Source organism: Duganella zoogloeoides (genome assembly GCF_034479515.1).
GTDB lineage: Bacteria > Pseudomonadota > Gammaproteobacteria > Burkholderiales > Burkholderiaceae_D > Rugamonas > Rugamonas zoogloeoides.
Genome location: NZ_CP140152.1, coordinates 4,247,969 through 4,267,381 on the forward strand (window position 1 = coordinate 4,247,969; position 19,413 = coordinate 4,267,381).

Sequence of the window (19,413 nt, forward strand, 5' to 3'; positions counted from 1 at the left end):
TCTCCTCGATTACTGCTTGGCGGCCGGCGCGGCCGGTGCACCACCGGCGGCTGGCGCGGCGGCTGGGGCCTTGGCGACAACGGCTGGCGCGCCCGGCTTGACCTTCTGTACGCCTTCGACGATCACCTGGTCGCCATCGGCCAGGCCGGATTTCACCAGCCACTTGGTGCCGTAGGTGCCGGCGGTGGTCAGCACGCGTTGTTCGACCTTGCCTTCCTTGTTCAGGACCAGCGCGGTGGCCTGGCCCTTCTGGTTGCGGGTCACGCCTTGCTGCGGCACGGTGATGGCTTTTTCGTCGACGCCCGATTCGATCACGGCGCGCACGAACATGCCCGGCAGGAGATTCTGTTTCGGGTTCGGGAAGATGGCGCGCAGCGTGACGTTGCCGGTACCCTGGTCCACGGACACGTCCGAGAATTGCAGCTTGCCCGCTTCGGCGTACTTGGTGCCGTCGGCAAGTACCAGCGACACCTTGGCCTGGCCCGATTGTTTGAGGCTGCCGTCAGCCATCTCGCGCTTCAAGCGCAGCAGGTCTTCGCTGGACTGGGTGACGTCCACATAGATCGGATCGAGCTGCTGCACGGTGGTCAGCGCTTCGGTCTGATTGGCCGTCACCAGTGCGCCCGGGGTCACGGTCGAACGGCTGATACGGCCGCTGATCGGCGCATACACATTGGTATAGCGCAGGTTGATATTGGCTTCCTGCAGCGCGGCGGTGGCCGATTCGATATCGGCCTGGGCCTGGGCGTCGGCGGCGAGCGCATCTTCGTAATCCTGGCGGCTCACGCCCTCGATCGCCAGCAGTTCCTTGTAACGCGCGACCTTGGGACCACTGGTGAGCAGGTTGGCCTTGGCGCGCGTGAGCGCCGCCTTGGCCGAATTGACATTGGCTTGATAGATCGATGGATCGATCTGGTACAGGGCGGTACCGGCCTTGACGTCGGAACCTTCGACAAACAGGCGTTTAAGAATCACACCGTTGACCTGCGGGCGCACTTCAGCCACCTGGAAGGCGCTGGTGCGACCCGGCAGTTCGGTCGTGATTTGCAGTGGCTCTTGCACCACTTTATAGACGCCCACTTCCGCCACCTGCGGTTTTTGAGGTGCTTCGGACGTGGATTTGGAGCAACCAGCCACGAAGGCGGTTGCAGTGATCAGGGCTGCGACCCCGGCCGTCCGCAGGGACGGTTTGCAGAAAAGAGCTTCCATGTGGTGAGGCTTTCTGAGGAGATTACGAGAGGAATTATAAATATGCAGACGCTAGAATGAACGATCATTCTAACTATGTCAAGTTGGAATTTAATTCCGCAAGGCAACTCGCTACTTCATTTAAGTTATATTTAAGGAATTATTCCGTGGCTATCAGGAAACAATTTGGCCATTCAGACAAGATTATGCCGGGCGCCGATGCTAGAATTACCGGTTACTCTTTCATCCTACTAGCGGCCGGTGGCGGCCATTTCGCCCGATGCGTACGCAGCCCAATTCTCATGCCACGCCGCCCCGCCTGACCACCCTGGTCACGTTGGGCGTCAGCGCGACGGTGCTGCTCACGGTGCTCGCCCTGTTGATCCTGGTCGATCATTTCGCGCTCAACTATGCCGAGCGCGAAGCAGGCCAGCGCCTGCAACAACTGTCCTGGCAAATGCGCGACGCCCTCAATCGCGGCGTGCAAAAAGCTGGCGGCGACGTCCGCTTGCTGAGCGAGCTGCCGCAACTGCGCGCCGCCCGCTCGCCCGACGAAGTGCGCACGGTGCTCGACAGCCTGCAGCGCGCCTCCCCCGACTATGCGTGGATCGGCCTGGCGGCGCGGGACGGCCGCGTGCTCGCTGCCACCCAGAACCTGCTCGAAGGCGTGGACGTAAGCAACCGCACCTGGTTCCAGGCCGGCCGCGACGGCCTGTACGCCGGCGATGCCGGGCCGCTCTCCGCCGCCGCCGAGATCGACGACAAGTTGCCAGCCAGCGGCGCGCCGTGGCGCTTCATCGATGTGGCCGGCCCGGTGCCGGGCGCCGATGGCAGCGTGCGCGGCGTGCTGGGCGTGCGCATGAGCTGGGGCTGGGCGCGGCGCCTGATGCACGGCGTGCTGGCGCCGGCCGAACAAACCGACGCTGCCGAGATTTTTGTCGTGCGCGGCGACGGCCAAGTCTTGCTGGGCCCTGCCGGCATGGAGCAGCAGCGGCTGCAAACGGCCAGCCTGGCGCTGTCGCACAGCGGCAAATCGGGCGCCGTGCGCGAAACCTGGAGCGACGAGCGCGAATACCTGAGCGGCTACTCCCTCACCGGCCAGACCGGCGACGCCGCCACCCTGCCCTGGTCGGTGATCGTGCGCCAGCCGCTGGCCGTGGCGCTGGCCGACGCCCGCGCGCTCGAACGCCAGATACTGCTGCTCGGCGCCTTCCTCGGCGTGGTGCTGGCTGCTGCCGCCGCCGTCATCGCGCGCCGCTACACCCGGCCGTTCAATCAGCTGAGCGCGCAGCTCGAGCGGCATTCGGACGCGCCCGACGATGCCGCCGGCCTGCCCGACAGCGCCACCATCGCCACCATTGCCACGGTGGGCAGCTTCCACGAATTGCAGGTGCTCTCCGGCGCACTGGCGCGCATGGTGCACAAGGAGCAGCAGCACCTGGCCGCGCTGCGCACGCTCAACGAGCAGCTGGAAACCACGGTGGCCGAGCGCACCCGCGAAATCGCCAGCAAGGCGCTGCAACTGGAGCGCGCGCTGGCGCAGGAGCACACTACCCAGCTGCTGCTGCAGGAACGCGCCGCCGAGCTGCGCGCCATCCTCGACAACACCCACGACGCCTTCATCGCGCTCGACCATCGCGGCGTAATCCTGGACTGGAACCGCCAAGCCGAAAAGCTGATCGGCTGGCGCCGCGCCGAGGTGATCGGCCAGCCGCTCGGTGCAATGGTGCTGCCGCCCCTGCTGCGCCGCACCTGCGAACGCGACATGCAGCTGCTGGCCGAGCGCGGCCCGGGCGCCGGGGCGTCGCTAAGCCGCCGGATGGAACTGACCATGCACCACCGCGACGGCCAGGAGTTGCCGGTGGAAGCGTCGGTGGCATACGTGCCGCGCAGCGGCGGCCACGTGTTCATCGCCTTCCTGCACGATATCAGCGAGCGCAAACGCATGATCGCGTCGCTCGAGGAAATGGCGCTGCACGACACGCTCACCGGTTTGCCCAACCGCCGCGCACTGATGCAGACGCTGCCAGCGGCGCTGCAACGCGCGCAGCGTTCAGGCCAGCGCTGCGCCGTGTTCTTCCTCGACCTCGACCGCTTCAAGCAGGTCAATGACCGTTACGGCCACGAGGAAGGCGACGAGCTGCTGCGCCAGTTTGCCGACCGCGTGCGCGGCGCAGTGCGCAAGACCGACACCGTGGGCCGCCTGGCCGGCGACGAATTCATCGTCATCGTGGAAATGCTGGGCAGCGACGCCGATGCCTACGAGGCCGCCGACAAGCTGGGGCCGCTGCTGCGCCAGCCGTTCATGCTCAAGACCGTGACGGTGGCATTGAGCGCCAGCGTGGGCGTGGCCATTCACCACCCGGACGATCCGCAGGATGTCGCCACGCTGCTGGCCCGTGCCGACCGCGCCATGTATGCGGTCAAGCAGCGCGATCAGCGACAGGCCTTGCCCTGAGCCGTCTGGGGGACTCCCTGTTTCGGCCGATTGGGGTAAGATCGAACGATTCACGCTGGCCCTGTGACGCCAGCTCCCCTGCCCTCCCGGACCTGCCCCATGGAACCTCAAAACAGCGATACCACCGATTTTCTCTCCAGCGGCGTGCCCGGCCTCGATGAGGTGCTGGGCGGCGGGCTCACCGCCGACCGTCTTTACCTGGTGGAAGGCGAGCCGGGCACCGGCAAGACAACGCTGGCGCTGCAATTCCTGATCGAGGGCGCGCGCCGGGGCGAGCACGTGCTGTACATCACGCTGGCCGAAACCGCCGTCGAACTGCGCAGCGTGGCGCAGTCGCACGGCTGGGACATGGCCGGCATCCAGATCGAGGAAATCATCCCCGCTGAAAATGCGCTCGACCCCGACCAGCAATACACCATTTTCCACCCGGCCGAAATCGAAATGGGCACCACCACCCAGCGCATCGTCGCCGCCATCGACAAATCGCGGCCGCGCCGCGTGGTGCTCGATTCGCTGTCCGAGTTGCAGCTGCTGGCGGAAAACCCGCTGCGCTACCGGCGCCAGGTGCTCGCGCTCAAGCAGTACCTCACCAGCCGCTCGTGCACCACCGTGCTGCTCGATGACCGCACCGCGCTCAGTACCGACTTGCAGGTGCGTAGCGTGGCGCACGCGGTCATGACGCTGGAGCTGGCCGACCAGGCCTATGGCGCCGAGCGGCGCCGCATCCGCGTGGTCAAGTATCGCGGCATTGCGTTCCACGGCGGCGCCCACGATTACCAGATCATCCGCGGCGGCCTGCGCGTGTATCCGCGCCTGGTGGCAGCCGACACCCGCGTGAGCAGCGCCCGGCGCCAGCTATCGTCCGGCATGCCGGCGCTCGACCAGTTGATCGGCGGCGGCCTGGAGGAAGGCATGAGCACCCTGATCAGCGGCCCGTCCGGCACCGGCAAGTCGTCGCTGGCGGCGCAGTTCGTGCATGCGGCCGCGCAGCGGGGCGAAAAAAGCGCCATGTTCCTGTTCGAGGAAGCACGCAACAACCTGCTCAACCGCTGCGCCAACCTGGGCCTGGACCTGGCCGGCGCCGAGGACAGCGGCCTGCTCACCATCCAGCAGGTCGATCCGGCCGAACTGGCGCCGGGCCAGCTCACCCACGCGGTGGTGCAGGCGGTGGAACGCGGCGTCAAGGTGCTGGTCATCGACAGCCTGAACGGCTACCTGAACGCCATGCCCGACGAGCGCTTCCTGGCCACCTACCTGCACGAAATCCTCACGTACCTGGGCCAGCGCGGCGTGGTGAGCATCATCGTCGGCGTCCAGCGCGGCATGATCGGCACCGCCAGCTCCGCGGTCGATGCCAGTTACATCGCCGACAACATCATCATGCTGCGCTACTTCGAAGCCGAGGGCGAGGTGCGGCAGGCGATCTCCGTGTTCAAGAAGCGCGGCAGCGCCCACGAGCGCACCATCCGCCGCTTCGAAGTGAGCACCGGCGGCATCAAGGTCGGGCCGGTGCTGCGCGGCTTCCACGGCATCCTCACCGGGGTACCCACGTACGACAGCGCCGAGATTTCCCAGAATGCCGGCCAATCCGCTGCCGACTTCCAGATCTGAAACCGATGGAAACCCGCATCCTGATCTACGCTCCCACCGGCCAGGATGGACCGCTGGCGGCGCGCGTGCTGGCACTGGCCAACCTCGACAGCCACGTGTGCGCTACCGTGGCCGAGCTGGAACAGCAGATCGAACTGGGCGTCGGCGCCGTGCTCACGGTGGAAGAGGCATTGACGCCTGCCGGCTACAAGCTGCTGCACGACGTGGTGGCGCGCCAGCCCGACTGGTCGGATCTGCCGATCCTGCTGCTTACCCACCACGGCGCCGATTCGGCCACCGTGCGGCGCGCGGTGGCCGGCTTGGGCAACCTGACGCTGCTCGAACGCCCGGTGCGCACGCTGACCCTGATCACGGCCCTGCAGGCGACGCTGCGCGCGCGCCACAAGCAGTACCAGGTGCGCGAGGCCGCGCGCCGCAAGGATGAATTCCTGGCCAGCCTGGGGCACGAGCTGCGCAACCCGCTGGCGCCGATCCGCACCTCGGTGTCGCTGCTCACGCATATGTATCCGGACGCGGCGCCGGTGGCGCGCATCCGCGACATGGTCGAGCGCCAGGTCAAGCTGCTCACGCGGCTGGTGGACGACCTGCTCGACGTCGCCCGCATCACGCGCGGCAAGATCAAGCTGCAAAACCAGCTGGTCGCGCTGCAGGCGGTGATGACCCACGTGAACGAACTGTGCACGCAGGCGGCCACCGCCAAACGTATTCACGTGGCGTGGCAGCTGCCGGTCAGCGAAATCCTGCTCAATGCCGACTACGCGCGCATCGTGCAAATTTTTGCCAACATCCTCTCCAACGCCATCAAGTTCACGCCGCAGGGCGGCCACGTGGTGGTGCGCGCGCAGGTGACGGACAACATGCTGGAGGTGTCGCTGCGCGACAGCGGCATCGGCCTGGAGCCGGAAGCGCTCTCGCGCATCTTCACCATGTTCGAGCAGGGCACCACGGTGGCCGGGCAATTCACCAGCGGTCTCGGGATCGGCCTGAGCCTGGCACGCCAGTTCGCCGAAATGCACGGCGGTTCGGTAGAAGCGTCGAGCGATGGCGTGGGCCGGGGCAGCGAGTTCGTGATCCGCCTGCCGATCGTGCACGTGAGCGAAAATCACCACCAGGAAAGCGCCCCGCTGCCCGCCCACGCCGCGCTCGACGGCAGGCGCATGCAGGTGCTGGTGGTGGACGACAACCAGGACGCCGCCGACTCGCTGGCCGCGCTGCTGGAAATCGACGGCTTCGACGTGCGCGCCGAATATGGCGGCGCGGGGGCCGTATCAGCAGTTGCCGAGCGCATCCCGGACATGATCATCATGGACCTGGGCATGCCCGGCATGGACGGCTACGAGGCGGCACGGGCAATCCGCCAGCAACCGGGCGCGGACAAGATCCTGCTGATCGCCCTCACCGGCTGGGGCCAGAGCGACGCCCGCCGCCGCACCACAGAAGCAGGCTTCGACCATCACCTGGTCAAGCCGGTGGAACTCGCACAGATCATTCGCCTGGCGGGGGCGCGGCATAACCGCGAGCAAGTGCAGGCGGCACGGTAGGCCCCTGCATCAAGTTCCCTACTTCCAGTCTCCACGCAACGCCGCCACATCGGCCCGCAACCCATCGGGCGTGACGTCCTGCGGCGACACCGGTTGGCCAACGGCCAGCGCGAGTTTCGAGCGCAGGCCGGCGTGGAAGGCGCGGCCGAAGATGTTTTCCTTGTTGCGGCTCAGCAGGTGAGTCCACAGGCCGCGCAGCGCCATCGGGATCACCGGCACTTGCGAGCGCTCGATGATCTTGGCGATGCCGCCCTTGAACGGGTTGATCTCGCCGTCGCGCGTCAACTGCCCTTCCGGGAAGATGCAGACAATTTCGCCTTCGTGCAGTGCCTGGGCGATGTCGATGTAGGCTTTTTCCATCAGCCACGGATCTTCCTTGGCCGGCGCAATCGGGATCGCGCGCGCGGTGCGGAAGATCCAGCCCAGGAACGGCGTCTTGAAGATGCGGTGGTCCATCACGAAGCGGATCGGGCGCGGGGCGATGGCGCCGATCACCAGCGCATCGACATAGCTGACGTGGTTACACACGAGGACCGCCGCGCCTTCGGCCGGAATGCGCTCGGCGTTTACCGTGTGCACGCGGTGCACGGTGTGGATCAGCAGCCAGGCCAGGAAGCGCATCAGGAATTCCGGCACCAGCGAGAAGATATAGATTGCCACCAGCGCGTTGAGCAGGGCCGTGACCAGGAACAGCTGCGGGATCGTCAAGCCCTGGCCCAGCAGCACGATCGCCATGCCGGCCGCCGCCACCATGAACAAGGCGTTGAGGATGTTCATGCCGGCGATGGTGCGCGAGATGTGGGCGGGATCGGCGCGCAGCTGGATCAGCGCGAACAGCGGCACGATGAAAAAGCCGCCGAACATGCCGATCATCAGAAAGTCGAACAGGATGCGCCAGATGCCGGGCTGCGCCAGCAGGGTCATCACGTCGGCCGACGTGCCGGCCAGCGCGGCGCCACTGACGGCGAACGCATTGCTGGCAAAGTAGAGGTCGGCGCCAAAGATGGTCAGGCCGATCGAGCCGAACGGCACCAGGCCTATCTCCACCTTGGCGCCCGACAACCGCTCGCACAGCAGCGAGCCCGATCCCACGCCCAGCGAAAACACGGTGAGCAGCATCACGAACGCGCCGTGGTCGCCGTGCAGGTAATCCTTGGAATACACGGGCAGTTGCGCCAACAGGACTGCGCCATAAAACCAGAACCACGAGTTGCCCAGCATCGACTGGAACACCACCCGGTTCTTGCTCGAGAAACGCAGGTTGCGCACCGATTCGCCGACGAAATTCCAGCTCACCTTCAGTTCGGGCGCCGGCGCCGGCGAGGCTGGAATCCGGTAGCTGGCCAGCAAACCGACGACCGCCACGAAGATGGTGGCGCCGGCCTCGAAGTACAGGCCATGCGGCTGCATCACCACCAGCACCGCACCGAGAATTTCGCCGGCCAGGATGCCGACGAACGTACCCATTTCGGTCACGCCGTTACCGCCGATCAGTTCTTCCTTTTTCAGGTGCTGCGGCAGGTAAGCATATTTGACGGGGCCGAACAGCGTGGAATGGATACCCATGCCCACCACTGCAGCGACCAGCAACCACAAATGGTGGGTCATCCAGCCGATGCCGGCGACCAGCATGATGGCCACTTCCAGCCACTTCACGCAGCGCGTCAGGCCCGCCTTGTCAAACTTGTCGGCCAGTTGGCCGGCGGTGGCGGAAAACAGCACATAGGGGAGGATAAACAGGCCGGGGATCAGGTTGGTCACCAGCGACGGCGCCAAGGTGGTCCAGCTGAGCGCATCGAAAGTGATGACGACGATCAGCGCAGTCTTGAACAGGTTGTCGTTGAAAGCACCGAGGAATTGGGTCCAGAAGAAAGGAGCGAAGCGACGTTGCTTCAGCAGGGAAAACTGGTTGGGCTGGCTCGGGTTGGGCTGGCTCATAGGGCGCGGGTCCGTTCGTGTAAGTTCCAGGGTGAGCGGATTATACCCGCAGGCCGGCGTGCCTCGGCATGCGATTAGGCAACTTTAGCGGTGAGCAATTGAGGATTAGGTCAGGCTTTTTGCGGCTTGCCGCGTTGCAGCCACAGATCGACATGCGGCAAAGCCAGCCACACTACCGCCATGCCACCCAGCACGATGCCCAGGCCCGGTCCGATGCCGTAGTCTTCGGTAGCAGCGGCCAGCGCGCCGGTGGCCAGCGGTACCGACAACCAGCGCAGGAACTTGGCCCGGCCCAGCGCCGCCGGCCACAGGCGTTGGCGCGGCGCGGCCAGGTACAGGCACAGCGCTGCCAGTGCCGCCGTGAAAGCAGACGCCAGCGCACAATTGAGCATCGAGACGATTTCCATGCTTGCCATACCTCACCCCTTGATTCCGATGAGAACAATTCTCATTCATTGAATCTTAAATGAGAATCGTTTTCATTTCAAGCGGAGATTTGATGGGAGTGTCTGCCAGCTAACATTGGTCAACGTCGGACGAAAAAAAGGCCGGGTCTGGTGACAGACCCGGCCTTCTCGATGCATGCTGCGCACCAGGGTGCGATCAGCGCTTCTTGTCGCCTGCCACTTCATCGGCACGCAGCTTCGGCGCCAATTTGTCGAGCACACCGTTGACGTACTTGTGACCGTCGATACCGCCAAACGACTTGGTCAGTTCAACAGCTTCGTTGATCACCACGCGGTAAGGGATTTCGAGGTTGTTTTTCAGCTCGTAGGCACCGATCAGCAGCACCGCGTGCTCGATCGGCGACAGCTCGTTGATGCCGCGATCGACCAGCGGCGCAAACGTTTCGCGCAGTGCCACGGAGTCCTGGATCGCACCGTACAGCAGCTTGGTGAAATGCTCGGCATCGGCCTTGTCGAAGCCGTGGGCGGCGCGGATGTTGTTGACGACCGTCGTAGCCGGTTCGTTGTTCAGCAGCCACTGGTACAGGCCCTGCAGCGCGAACTCGCGCGCGCGGTGGCGCGGGGTGCGGTTCTTGCTGGGGTTGGCGTGTAGGCTTTTATCTGTCATGGGGTTACCTGTTAATGAAGAGCGACTTATTCGTCGTCGCCCTGGTCCTGATTGAGTTCTTCGAGGGCGATGGTCAGATTGGCCATTTCCACTGCCACGCGGGCGGCGTCGGTGCCTTTTTCGACCATGCGCACTTCCGCCTGTTCATCGGTTTCAGTGGTGAGAATGGCGTTGGCGATCGGGATGCCGTAGTCGAGGCCGATGCGGGTGATACCGGCGCCCGACTCGTTCGAGACCAGCTCGAAGTGGTACGTCTCGCCACGGATCACGGCGCCCAGGGCGATCAGCGCGTCGAACTGCTGCGACTCGGCCATTTTTTGCAGCACCAGCGGCACTTCCAGCGCGCCGGGCACGGTCACGTGCAGGACGTCTTCGTCTTCCACGCCCAGGCGTTTCAGTTCTGCCAGGCAGGACGACAGCAGGCCGTGGCCGATGTCTTCGTTAAAACGGGCTTGAACGATGCCGACACGCAGGCCGTCGCCGTTCAGGTTGGTATCGTAGCTTCCTACGGTCATGATGAGCCTCTTTAATCAGGTTAGTTGGGTTTGGCCAGGTAGCCGGTCACTTCCAGGTCGAAGCCCGTCATCGACGGCATCTTGCGCGGGCTGGCCAGCAGTTGCATTTTGCACACGCCGACTTCGCGCAGGATTTGCGCGCCAATACCGTAGCTGCGCAGGTCCATGCTGGCCGCGCGGCCTTTCGGCTTGGTTTCCGGTTTGTCGAGGGCGGCAAATTGCGAGAAGAACTGCTCGGCGGTTTCTTCGCAATTGAGCAGCACGATCACGCCGCTATCGGCAGCCTTGACCGCTGCCAGCGACGACGACAGGTTCCACGAGTGGGTGGTCGCTTCCGATTCCAGCACGTCGAGGATGGAGACGGGCTGGTGCACGCGCACCAGGGTGTCCTTGTCTTTTTCGATCTCACCGTGCACCAGCGCCAGGTGGGCCGAACCGCTCGGCTTGTCGCGGTATGCAATCATGCGGAACTGGCCTTGCGCCGTGTTCAACTGGCGCTCGCCCACCTTTTCCACCAGCGACTCGTTGCGGCTGCGGTACTGGATCAGGTCGGCGATGGTGCCGATCTTGAGGTTGTGTTCCTTGGCAAATTCCAGCAGATCCGGCAGACGCGCCATGGTGCCGTCGTCCTTCATGATCTCGCAGATCACCGAGGCAGGCGTGAGGCCGGCCATGGCGGTCAGGTCGCAACCGGCTTCGGTGTGACCAGCACGCATCAGCACGCCGCCTTTTTGCGCCTTGAGCGGGAAGATATGGCCCGGCTGCACGATATCGATGGCCTTGGCATCCTTGGCCACGGCCACGGCAATGGTCTTGGCGCGGTCGGCAGCCGAGATGCCCGTGGTTACGCCTTCAGCCGCTTCGATCGACACCGTGAAATTGGTGCCAAAGGCGGTGCCGTTACGCGACGACATCATCGACAGCTCGAGCAGGTCGCAGCGTTCCTCGGTCAGCGTGAGGCACACCAGGCCGCGCGCATACTTGACCATGAAGTTGATGGCTTCCGGCGTGACGAAGTCCGCCGCGAGCACCAGGTCACCTTCGTTTTCCCGGTCTTCTTCATCGACCAGGATCACCATGCGGCCAGCGCGCAATTCGGCGACGATTTCTTCGGTGCTGGAAATTGACATTTTTAATCCTTGGGAGCTAATGCGAGAATAACCCGCTATTTTAATGGATTTACGGCACTCCCACCGCAAAAGCCCACTTTTATCCTCGGGCTGCCAGCTCGATGCTTTTCTTTTCGAAAATATTCTGTGACATCGCGAGGCAATTTATCGCTTACGCGAGACGATATTGCCCTACGGCAGCAGTTGTGCGCGTAAGATTGATCCGGCCACATGGAGACATCGATGCCTTTTAGCCCGCCCACCTGCTTGGTCCTGTGCCTGATTTTTTCGGTGCAGCAGGCGCACGCCCAGGGCGCTGCAGCGATCAAGCAGGGCCAGCGGCTGTGGCAGCAGCGCTGCACCGACTGTCACGCGCTCGACACCGACGAGACCGGCCCGCGCCATCGCGGCGTATTCGGCCGCCGTGCCGGCAGCATCAAAGGCTACGATTACTCGCGCGCGCTCAAGCGTTCGCAGGTGACGTGGGACGCCCGGTCGCTCGACCGCTGGCTGACCGATCCAGAACAGTTCATTCCGGGGCAGAACATGGATTTCAAGGTGAGCAATGCAGCCGAGCGGGCTGCGCTGATTGCTTATTTGCAAAGCTTGTCTGCGCCGGGTGTGGGCAAACCTTTTACGCAACCGGTGCAAACGCCGCGTGCAGCGCCAGGTAGGCAGCGCCAATGACATTGGCGTCCACGCCAACCTCGCCTGCCAACACCGGCGGACGGTCGACGCCCGACCAGTCGTAGCGCGTCAGCGCCGTTTCCACCTGCGCAAGCAGCAGCGCCAGCAAACCGCGCCCGAGCTTGCCATCGACGATCACCGCGTCCAGATCGACCATGCAGGCTGCGTTGCAGACAGCGTAAGCCAACGCGTCAGCTGCTTCGTTCGCCCAAGCCTGCGTGAAGCCGGACCAAGGCGCTGCGAGGGCGCGTTCGTCGCGCGCGGCGTCCACGTCGAGGCCAGCCTCTGTATAGCGCTGTTCGAGCATCGCCAGCGATGCTACGCTGAGCAACTGCGCTGGCAACCCGCCTCGTTCTCCCGGTCCGCTCTGTCTGCCCACCCCGTTTGATCCGTTTGATCCGTTTGATCCGCTTGATGCGCCTCGTTCGCCTGCGGCCGACCGCAGCGGCATGGAGCCGAGGGCACCGGCGTTGCCATGCGCACCGCAGTGGGGGCGGCCGCCCAACACCAGGCTTCCGCCAGCCAGGGCGTCAAGATACACATACAGATAATCAGGCAAATCGCGACCGCGACCGGCCAGCAGTTCGGCCACACAGGCAGCGGCGGTATCTTTGGCGAAAACCACCGGCAGCGTCGTCATCGCCTGCAAACGGGCGCGGATATCGACATTGGCCCACTCCCTGGCCTGCTCTGGCATCTGCCCCAGCAACTGGTGCCAGGTGCCCAGCGCCAGCGGCGCAGCGACTCCAATGCCGCACAACCGCGCCGCCCCGCTCGCGCCAAGTTGGGCAACAATGGCATCGAGTTGACTGGCGATGGCAGCAAACACTGCATCTACTTCGGGGTGCGGATAGACCACCTCGGCGCGAAAGCGCGCTTGGCCAGTCAGATCAAGCAGCATCACTTCCAGGCTGCGCCGGCCGATATGGATGCCGATCGCGTAGGCGCCGTCGGGGTTGAGCGCGATCGGCTGCGACGGCTGCCCTACTCTGCCGCGCACGGCTTCGAGCTTGCGCACCAGTTTTTCGTCGAGCAGCCGGTTGATGATGACCGAGGCGCTCTGGCTGCTGAGTTCAGTCGCGCGCGCCAGGTCGGCCTTGGCCAAGCTGCCAAGCCGACGCAGATGATGCAGCATGAGCCGTTCGTTGGGGCCAAGCGCGCGCAGGTTCGATGACATGGGGATAGCGGAACAGGTTGCCGGAGATTTTGTAGTATAGTTTTCCTTTAATTAATAAATCAAGTTGACTTATTAATCCAAAAGGAAAAACCATGCATTTTGACTCTACCCTGTTGGGCCTGATTGCCGCTTTTTGCACGACTGTCGCCTTCATCCCGCAAGTGCTCTTGATCTGGCGCCGCAAATCCGCTGCCGGTGTTTCCACCGGCATGTACTGCGTGTTCTGCTTCGGCGTGCTGCTATGGCTGATTTACGGCGTGATCATCGAGGCATGGCCCATCGCCATCAACAACGGCATCACGCTGATGCTGGCGTGCTCGGTGCTGGTGATGAAATGGGCCTACCGGAACAATCCGTAGTTAGCGGGTAGCAGCGCCCACCGACACCATGCGTTCCACGTAACGCGCGATCAGGTCGATCTCGAGGTTGACCTGCACGCCCACCACCAGGTGCTTCAAGGTGGTCATGGCGATCGTGTGCGGGATCAGGTTGATCGAGAACTGGCACACCAGGTCGGCGCCGGTGCCGATGTCGGTCACGCGGTTGACGGTCAGCGACACGCCGTTGACCACGATCGAGCCTTTGAAGGCCAGGAACTTGGCAAGCTCGTGATCGGCTTCGACCACCAGTTCCCACGATTCGCCCACTGGCTCGAACTTGCGCACCACGCCCAGGCCATCGACGTGGCCGGACACCAGGTGGCCGCCCAGGCGCTCGTTCAGGGTCAGCGCCTTTTCCAGGTTTACTTCGGTGAGCGTATCGAGGCCGACGGTGCAGTTGAGGCTTTCGCGCGAGACATCGACGCGGAAGTTGGACTCGTCCTTTTCCACAACCGTCATGCAGGCGCCGTTGATGGCGATCGAGTCGCCGAGCGCAACGTCGGCCAGCGGCAGGCCGCCGGCATGAATGTCCAGGCGCACGCCTGCAAACGAGCCGCCTTCGAGCGGGGTGACCGAGGCGATTTTGCCGACTGCGGCAACGATTCCAGTAAACATAAGAGTTCTCAAATAGGGGTGGAGGAACGATTAAAACGGGCCAGCAGCCGTACATCGGCGCCGATCTGCTTTACTTCGTGGAATTTCAACGACTGTTTTTGCGACAAATGCGTGAGCGCCGGCAGCGCGAACATGCCTTGCGCATCGCCCAGCAACATCGGCGCGAGGTACACCAGCAACTCGTCAACGCAACCTTCGCGGATCAGGGAGCCATTGAGCTTGCTGCCTGCTTCAACATGCAATTCATTGATCTGGCGCCGGCCCAGCTCGCGCATCAGCTCGGGCAGATCGACCTTGCCGGACGCATTGGGCAGCAGGATCACTTCGTTGCCCAGCGCGCGCAAGGCTGCGCCCTTTTCCGGGTCGCGCACGGCGGCCACGATCCAGGTGCCGCCTCCTTGCAATATCTTGGCGGCCGGGTCGATTTCAAGGCGGCTGTCGATGACGATGCGGATCGGCTGGCGCGGCGTGTCGATGCCGCGCACGTTCAACTGCGGATCGTCGGCCTTGACAGTACCGATGCCGGTGAGGATGGCGCAGGCGCGCGCACGCCAGGCGTGGCCGTCGGCGCGGGCCCGCTCGCCCGTGATCCACTGGCTGGCGCCGTTGTGCAGCGCGGTCATGCCATCGAGGCTGGCGGCGGTTTTCATGCGCACCCACGGCAGACCACGCGTCATGCGCGAGAAAAAGCCGATATTCAATTCATAGGCTTGCTCGGCCAGCAAACCGCTGCTCACCGCAATACCGGCTGCGGCCAGCTTGGCCATGCCCTGCCCTGCCACCAGCGGATTGGGGTCTTCCATGGCCGCCACCACGCGGGCCAGGCCGGCGTGCACCAGCGCGTCGGCGCACGGCGGCGTGCGGCCGTGGTGGCTGCACGGCTCGAGCGTGACGTACGCCGTGGCGCCGCGCACGTCGTGGCCACGGGCCTGCGCGTCTTTCAATGCCTGGATTTCCGCGTGGTCGCCGCCCACCTGCTGGGTGACGCCGGCGCCGATCACTGCGCCGTCGCGCACGATCACGCAGCCGATGTGCGGATTGGGCGACGTGGTGTACAGGCCGCGCTCGGCCCAGGCCAGGGCCAGGGTCATGCCCTCGGTATCGTTGTGGATTCTCACTATGTCCTTAATCTAATGCGCCTGTGCAGGCAGCCTCCACGGCCGGATCGCACACGCGCAGCCGGCCCAGCATATTGATCTTGATGTTGCGGACGTTGTCGCCCAGCGCCAGCGACAGCGTGCCCCAGCGGGCGGCCAGGCTGTTCGCTGCGCTGCAACTGCGTCCCGCACCATTATAAGCAACGTAGGCTGGCGGCGCTTTGGAAGAGAACGAAATGCCCATCCGCAGGCCATCAGGCAGCGGGCCGCGCCGGAAGATCGCGGTCTCGCCGGCATCGGGCCGGCGGTTGCCGTTGGCATCGACAAACACGATCCAGCCGCCCCGCCAATCGATGCCGCCAGGGTCGAGCGGCGCCAGCATGACCATGCTCCCGCGCGCGATCGCCTGCGAGCGGGTGAGATCGATGGCGGCCACCAGGTCGGTGACGGCAGCGCGCAACCGCTGGCGCTGCATCGTCTGCTGATAGGCGGGCGCAGCGGCGGCTAGCAGGATGCCGGCCAGGGCAAGCACCAGAAGCAACTCGACCAAGGTGACGCCTGCTGCTGTGGCGGCGCGCCTGCCAGGGCATCGGGGCGACGGTTGGCGAATATGCATCGTGTCAGTGGCGTGCGCGGTGTGCATGGTATGCCCGGAATTTAGCGCCAGCAATCGGCCCGTGGCCCACCTGCCTGGCGCAGACCACTGCTGGTCAATGTCAACTCGCCGCAGTCGGCGTCGCGAAAGCGCGCGTCAACCCGGGGCGTGCCGGGTGTGGCGACCAGTTGCACGCACGTGTCCAGCGTGTGGCCATCGCAGGCTTTACCTTCGATTTCGTAGCCGCTGGCCGGTGCGGTGGCGCCGCTCCACCACTGGAACTGGCGCTGTTCGGGGTCATCGCCTTGCACGGCGGGGCCAAAGGCGAGATAGCTGCCGTGCTGGGTGAAGTAGCGCTCTTGCTGCAACATCAAACGCTGCATGGTGGCTTGCGCTTCGTGGCGGCGGGTGCGCACCAGGTGGTCATTCCACGCCGGCGCGGCAACAGCCGCCAGCAGCATGGCGATGACGCATACGACCAGCAGTTCAATCATCGAAAATCCGCGCGGCGTGTTCATGGCACCGCCCGTTGCGCTTGGTGCGCCTGGTTCGCCTGGTTCGCTTGAGGCTGCTGGTATGCCTGGTGCAACTGGCGCCAGTTTGCTACCTCGCGCCAACTGAGGCGGCCGGCGCGTTTGCGGGTGTGGACCGTGCCCAGCACCGGTTCGCCCTGTGGCCCGGGTGTGCCGATGGCGAAGTCCTGTTCCAGGTTTGCCCGGCCGGTGGGCTCCCGCGCCGTGGGGGGCTTAATGGATGGCACTGGCAGCAACAGCGGCCGGGGCACGTATCGTGTGGTGCGTTCGGCAACGACAGGCGGCGGCGCTTCCAGCGTGGGCGGCAATCTGGCGGTAACGCTTTGGCCGAGCGCCAGGCCGGTCAGCACGTTGAGCACGTAAGTTCGGCTGTGCGCGGGCGAGCAGGATGCGCCAGGATTGCCCGGTGTGGTCGGCGTGGTCGGCGTCCCCGGGGTGGCAGGTGTGCCCGGCTGGCCCGATTGCCCGGACTGGCCTCCCTCGTTAATGGGCAGCACGGTATTAAATGCCAGCGCACCGTTCACCAGTACGCCACTATCGAGGCTGCGTTCGCCGGTGGTGGACGATGCCAGCAAGTCCATGTACCAGCCCATGCTGCCTGGCGCCATCGCTTCGCCTTCGATGGCGAGGCGTTCGCTCGCCGGATCGCCTTTGAGCTCGCGCCGCGTAAGCTGGCGCCGGCCGGAGACAGGTTCGGGCGGCGTGCGCAGGCTGTCGCGGATGGCGTAATAGGTTTGCGGCGCGAAGCGGGCTGGATCGCGGTCGGCCTGTTCGATCAGCTTGCCGGTGCCGAACAGCACCAGGTAACCGCCATTGTCGGCGTGAGCCACTTGCGGCAGTTGCGCGATAGGCTGGCGGCGGCCGCTGGCATCGCGCGCAACAAACAGCGGTGATAGCGACGCGTTGTCCGCTAGCGGTTGCGCCTGTCCTGTCTGAGCCGTCTGAACCACCGGTCCCGTCTGGACCGTCTGGACCGTCTGGATGATCTGCCCCGTCCGCACCGTCTGAATCACCTGCCCCGCCTGGCCGGCCTGCGCCGCAAGGCTCCACGATGGACCGGCCGTCAAGTCGAAGCGCCACAGATTGCCTTGCAGGTCGCCGGCGTACGCGTAGCGGGCGGCGCCCTGGCGATCGGCCACCAGCGCTGGCGCGTACAAGGCATTAGGCAAGGTGGCGTCCGCGATGGGGGTGCGCAAGCGGTAGTAATTGTCGTTGAGGCGCCAGGGCGCATTGCGCGGCTTGTCCAGCGCCAGCAGGAACAAGGCGCCGTCGCCGGAAGGGCTGGCGTTGCCGTCGGCAGCGTAGTTGTTCAAGCCGCTGGCGACGACTGCAAAATAGCGATAAACCGGTGCGCCGCCGTACGTGCCCACGCGCAGCTTGGCCAGTTGCGGTGTGCTGGTGACGTTGCCGATATTGGGATCGTGGCGGTCGGTGAATTCCCACAGCACGCCGCCCTGTTCTGCAAACCGGACGGGATCGGTGATATCGAGCGCGAACACGCCTTGCGCACCGCCGCCCATACCGGACACCAGCACCGTGCGCGCGCTGCCGGCGATCATCACGTCGCCCGCCTGGGTCGGACCATCGACGTAGGCGCGGTGTACATAATCTTTATCGGCCAGCCGGTGCAACGCACCGAACAGCGCGGCCGGGACGTAGGCAAACAGCTCGGCGCCATCGGCAGCATTGAAGGCATGCAGCATGCCGTCGTTGGCGCCAAGATAAAGCATGTCCGGCCGCGCCCGCACCAGCCCCTGTGAGGATTGGCCCACGTTCACCGGCGTGCTGTGGACCGAGTTGCCCAGCACGCTGCCGCGTGCGCGGAATAGCGTACCTTCTGCGCTGCGCTCGCCGCGTAACCAGGCCAGGCGTTGCGGGCCGCTGCCGTCGCTGGCAGGATCGAGCTGGGCGCGCTGCTCGGGCGACAGGGCTTCCCACGCGAACGGCACCATGACCAGAGTGCCGTCAGCCTGGACGATGGCGGTGTGAAGATTGCGCCGTTCCGGCGGCGGCGATGCGGCGCGGATGGCGCTGCCGGTGAGCAGTGCGCCAGCATCCCATACGGCCTGCTTCGCTTGCGACAAGCCGCCGGTACCGGGCGCCATCGCATAGCGGATGAAGCTGCCGGACCAATCGGCCGTCTGCATCGCTGACTGGTACAAGGTGCCGGCCTGGTCGGGCTTGCTGGGAACGAGTACCAGCGCGGGGCCCTCAAGTTGTCCCGCACTGTCCTGGCGGCACGACGACGCCAGCGGTTCGCTGGCGATCGCCAGCAATGGCGGCGCAGACCAGGCGGCGTTGCTCACGCCCCAGCTTACACACGCAATCAGGCAGTAAATCAGGCACCGTTCCGGCACCATCGTCAACCAAACCATCTGCGTACCCATTTATCCCTCACTCAGCTATGAACACACTCTGCAACACTACTTCCGTGCCGGGTTTCGGGCCGAAGCCGATCGCCGTCACGCGGTAGCAAGTCTGTGGATCGGCTGCGTCGGTGCCGGGTTCGTGGCATTCCAGGCTTTCGATCACGTAACGCGGCTTTTTGAAGGGCAGCAATCCCATGCCGGTCTTCATCGTCGCGCCGGTCGCCTCGCCGTATTCGACGGTGCAGCCGCCGCCATCGTCGCCGCCCAGGTCGGCGTGCTGCCAGGCGGGATCGACGCCGCAGGCGTCCTGCGCCACCACGGCGCTGCCGTTTTGAATACTGCGCTCTGCATCCGCCAAGGCATCCTCCGCCGCGTGGAAGGCGATTTCGCGGTCACGCTCGCCACGCGCGGCCTGTTCGCCCTGCAAACCCAGGCGCGCAGCCGACGCGCCCAGCAGCATGACCAGCAACATCATGACCAGGCACACCACCACCGTTACTCCGCGTTGCGTACGCATGGTCGTGAC

General features: G+C 64.8%; 18 protein-coding genes. 5 read left to right on the forward strand and 13 right to left on the reverse strand.

The annotated features are described in order from the left end of the window. Positions 1 to 9 precede the first annotated feature (9 nt). On the reverse strand, positions 10 to 1,209 hold the full coding sequence (locus SR858_RS18780) for an efflux RND transporter periplasmic adaptor subunit (RefSeq protein ID WP_040377322.1): 1,200 nt from the start codon (positions 1,207 to 1,209) through the stop codon (positions 10 to 12). Positions 1,210 to 1,468: 259 nt separating this feature from the next. Between SR858_RS18780 and SR858_RS18785 the strand changes: the two genes are divergently transcribed. The 3 genes from SR858_RS18785 to SR858_RS18795 all read left to right on the forward strand — a co-directional run bounded on the left by SR858_RS18785 (position 1,469) and on the right by SR858_RS18795 (position 6,798). After that, positions 1,469 to 3,646, forward strand: a complete 2,178-nt coding sequence (locus SR858_RS18785; protein WP_019920530.1) for a diguanylate cyclase domain-containing protein — start codon at positions 1,469 to 1,471, stop codon at positions 3,644 to 3,646. Positions 3,647 to 3,745: 99 nt separating this feature from the next. After that, on the forward strand, positions 3,746 to 5,257 hold the full coding sequence (locus SR858_RS18790) for an ATPase domain-containing protein (protein WP_019920531.1): 1,512 nt from the start codon (positions 3,746 to 3,748) through the stop codon (positions 5,255 to 5,257). A 5-nt stretch (positions 5,258 to 5,262) separates the two neighbouring features. Further along, positions 5,263 to 6,798, forward strand: a complete 1,536-nt coding sequence (locus SR858_RS18795) for a hybrid sensor histidine kinase/response regulator (protein ID WP_019920532.1) — start codon at positions 5,263 to 5,265, stop codon at positions 6,796 to 6,798. A gap of 18 nt (positions 6,799 to 6,816) precedes the next feature. Here the strand turns inward: SR858_RS18795 and SR858_RS18800 are convergent, their stop codons facing one another. The 5 genes from SR858_RS18800 to ribBA all read right to left on the reverse strand — a co-directional run bounded on the left by SR858_RS18800 (position 6,817) and on the right by ribBA (position 11,455). After that, positions 6,817 to 8,736 (reverse strand): MFS transporter, encoded by a 1,920-nt coding sequence (locus SR858_RS18800; protein ID WP_019920533.1) that lies wholly within the window; start codon positions 8,734 to 8,736, stop codon positions 6,817 to 6,819. Positions 8,737 to 8,846: 110 nt separating this feature from the next. Then, a complete protein-coding gene (locus tag SR858_RS18805) occupies positions 8,847 to 9,152 on the reverse strand; it encodes a hypothetical protein (protein WP_322533735.1) in 306 nt (101 codons plus the stop codon). 187 nt (positions 9,153 to 9,339) lie between these two features. Then, positions 9,340 to 9,810, reverse strand: a complete 471-nt coding sequence (gene nusB, locus SR858_RS18810) for a transcription antitermination factor NusB (protein ID WP_019920535.1) — start codon at positions 9,808 to 9,810, stop codon at positions 9,340 to 9,342. Between the two features lie 26 nt (positions 9,811 to 9,836). Further along, the gene (gene ribH, locus SR858_RS18815) at positions 9,837 to 10,325 is read right to left on the reverse strand and encodes a 6,7-dimethyl-8-ribityllumazine synthase (protein WP_019920536.1); all 489 of its coding nucleotides are present in this window, start codon (positions 10,323 to 10,325) and stop codon (positions 9,837 to 9,839) included. Positions 10,326 to 10,345: 20 nt separating this feature from the next. Next, positions 10,346 to 11,455, reverse strand: coding sequence for a bifunctional 3,4-dihydroxy-2-butanone-4-phosphate synthase/GTP cyclohydrolase II (ribBA, locus tag SR858_RS18820; protein ID WP_019920537.1), 1,110 nt, complete (start codon positions 11,453 to 11,455; stop codon positions 10,346 to 10,348). Positions 11,456 to 11,677: 222 nt separating this feature from the next. Between ribBA and SR858_RS18825 the strand changes: the two genes are divergently transcribed. After that, positions 11,678 to 12,121, forward strand: a complete 444-nt coding sequence (locus SR858_RS18825; protein ID WP_051120260.1) for a c-type cytochrome — start codon at positions 11,678 to 11,680, stop codon at positions 12,119 to 12,121. On the opposite strand, the gene SR858_RS18830 is transcribed toward SR858_RS18825, so the two are convergent. Next, complete coding sequence (locus SR858_RS18830) at positions 12,069 to 13,298, reverse strand: ROK family transcriptional regulator (RefSeq protein WP_019920539.1); 1,230 nt, start codon at positions 13,296 to 13,298, stop codon at positions 12,069 to 12,071. The genes SR858_RS18825 and SR858_RS18830 overlap by 53 nt on opposite strands. Before the next feature lie 92 nt (positions 13,299 to 13,390). Here SR858_RS18830 and SR858_RS18835 point away from each other — a divergent pair, with 92 nt between their 5' ends. Next, a complete protein-coding gene (locus SR858_RS18835) occupies positions 13,391 to 13,657 on the forward strand; it encodes a SemiSWEET transporter (RefSeq protein ID WP_019920540.1) in 267 nt (88 codons plus the stop codon). Here SR858_RS18835 and SR858_RS18840 read toward each other — a convergent pair whose 3' ends face one another. The 6 genes from SR858_RS18840 to SR858_RS18865 all read right to left on the reverse strand — a co-directional run bounded on the left by SR858_RS18840 (position 13,658) and on the right by SR858_RS18865 (position 19,404). Further along, complete coding sequence (locus tag SR858_RS18840) at positions 13,658 to 14,293, reverse strand: riboflavin synthase (protein ID WP_019920541.1); 636 nt, start codon at positions 14,291 to 14,293, stop codon at positions 13,658 to 13,660. An 8-nt stretch (positions 14,294 to 14,301) separates the two neighbouring features. Next, the gene (gene ribD / locus SR858_RS18845) at positions 14,302 to 15,411 is read right to left on the reverse strand and encodes a bifunctional diaminohydroxyphosphoribosylaminopyrimidine deaminase/5-amino-6-(5-phosphoribosylamino)uracil reductase RibD (RefSeq protein ID WP_026637046.1); all 1,110 of its coding nucleotides are present in this window, start codon (positions 15,409 to 15,411) and stop codon (positions 14,302 to 14,304) included. A 7-nt stretch (positions 15,412 to 15,418) separates the two neighbouring features. Further along, entirely contained in the window at positions 15,419 to 15,940 is a 522-nt protein-coding gene (locus SR858_RS18850) for a GspH/FimT family protein (RefSeq protein ID WP_019920543.1), read from the reverse strand. A gap of 107 nt (positions 15,941 to 16,047) precedes the next feature. Beyond that, a complete protein-coding gene (locus tag SR858_RS18855) occupies positions 16,048 to 16,503 on the reverse strand; it encodes a type IV pilin protein (RefSeq protein ID WP_019920544.1) in 456 nt (151 codons plus the stop codon). After that, the gene (locus SR858_RS18860; RefSeq protein ID WP_322533742.1) at positions 16,500 to 18,893 is read right to left on the reverse strand and encodes a pilus assembly protein; all 2,394 of its coding nucleotides are present in this window, start codon (positions 18,891 to 18,893) and stop codon (positions 16,500 to 16,502) included. Before SR858_RS18860 ends, SR858_RS18855 begins: the two co-directional genes overlap by 4 nt. Before the next feature lie 19 nt (positions 18,894 to 18,912). After that, entirely contained in the window at positions 18,913 to 19,404 is a 492-nt protein-coding gene (locus SR858_RS18865; protein WP_040377493.1) for a pilus assembly PilX family protein, read from the reverse strand. Positions 19,405 to 19,413: the final 9 nt, after the last annotated feature.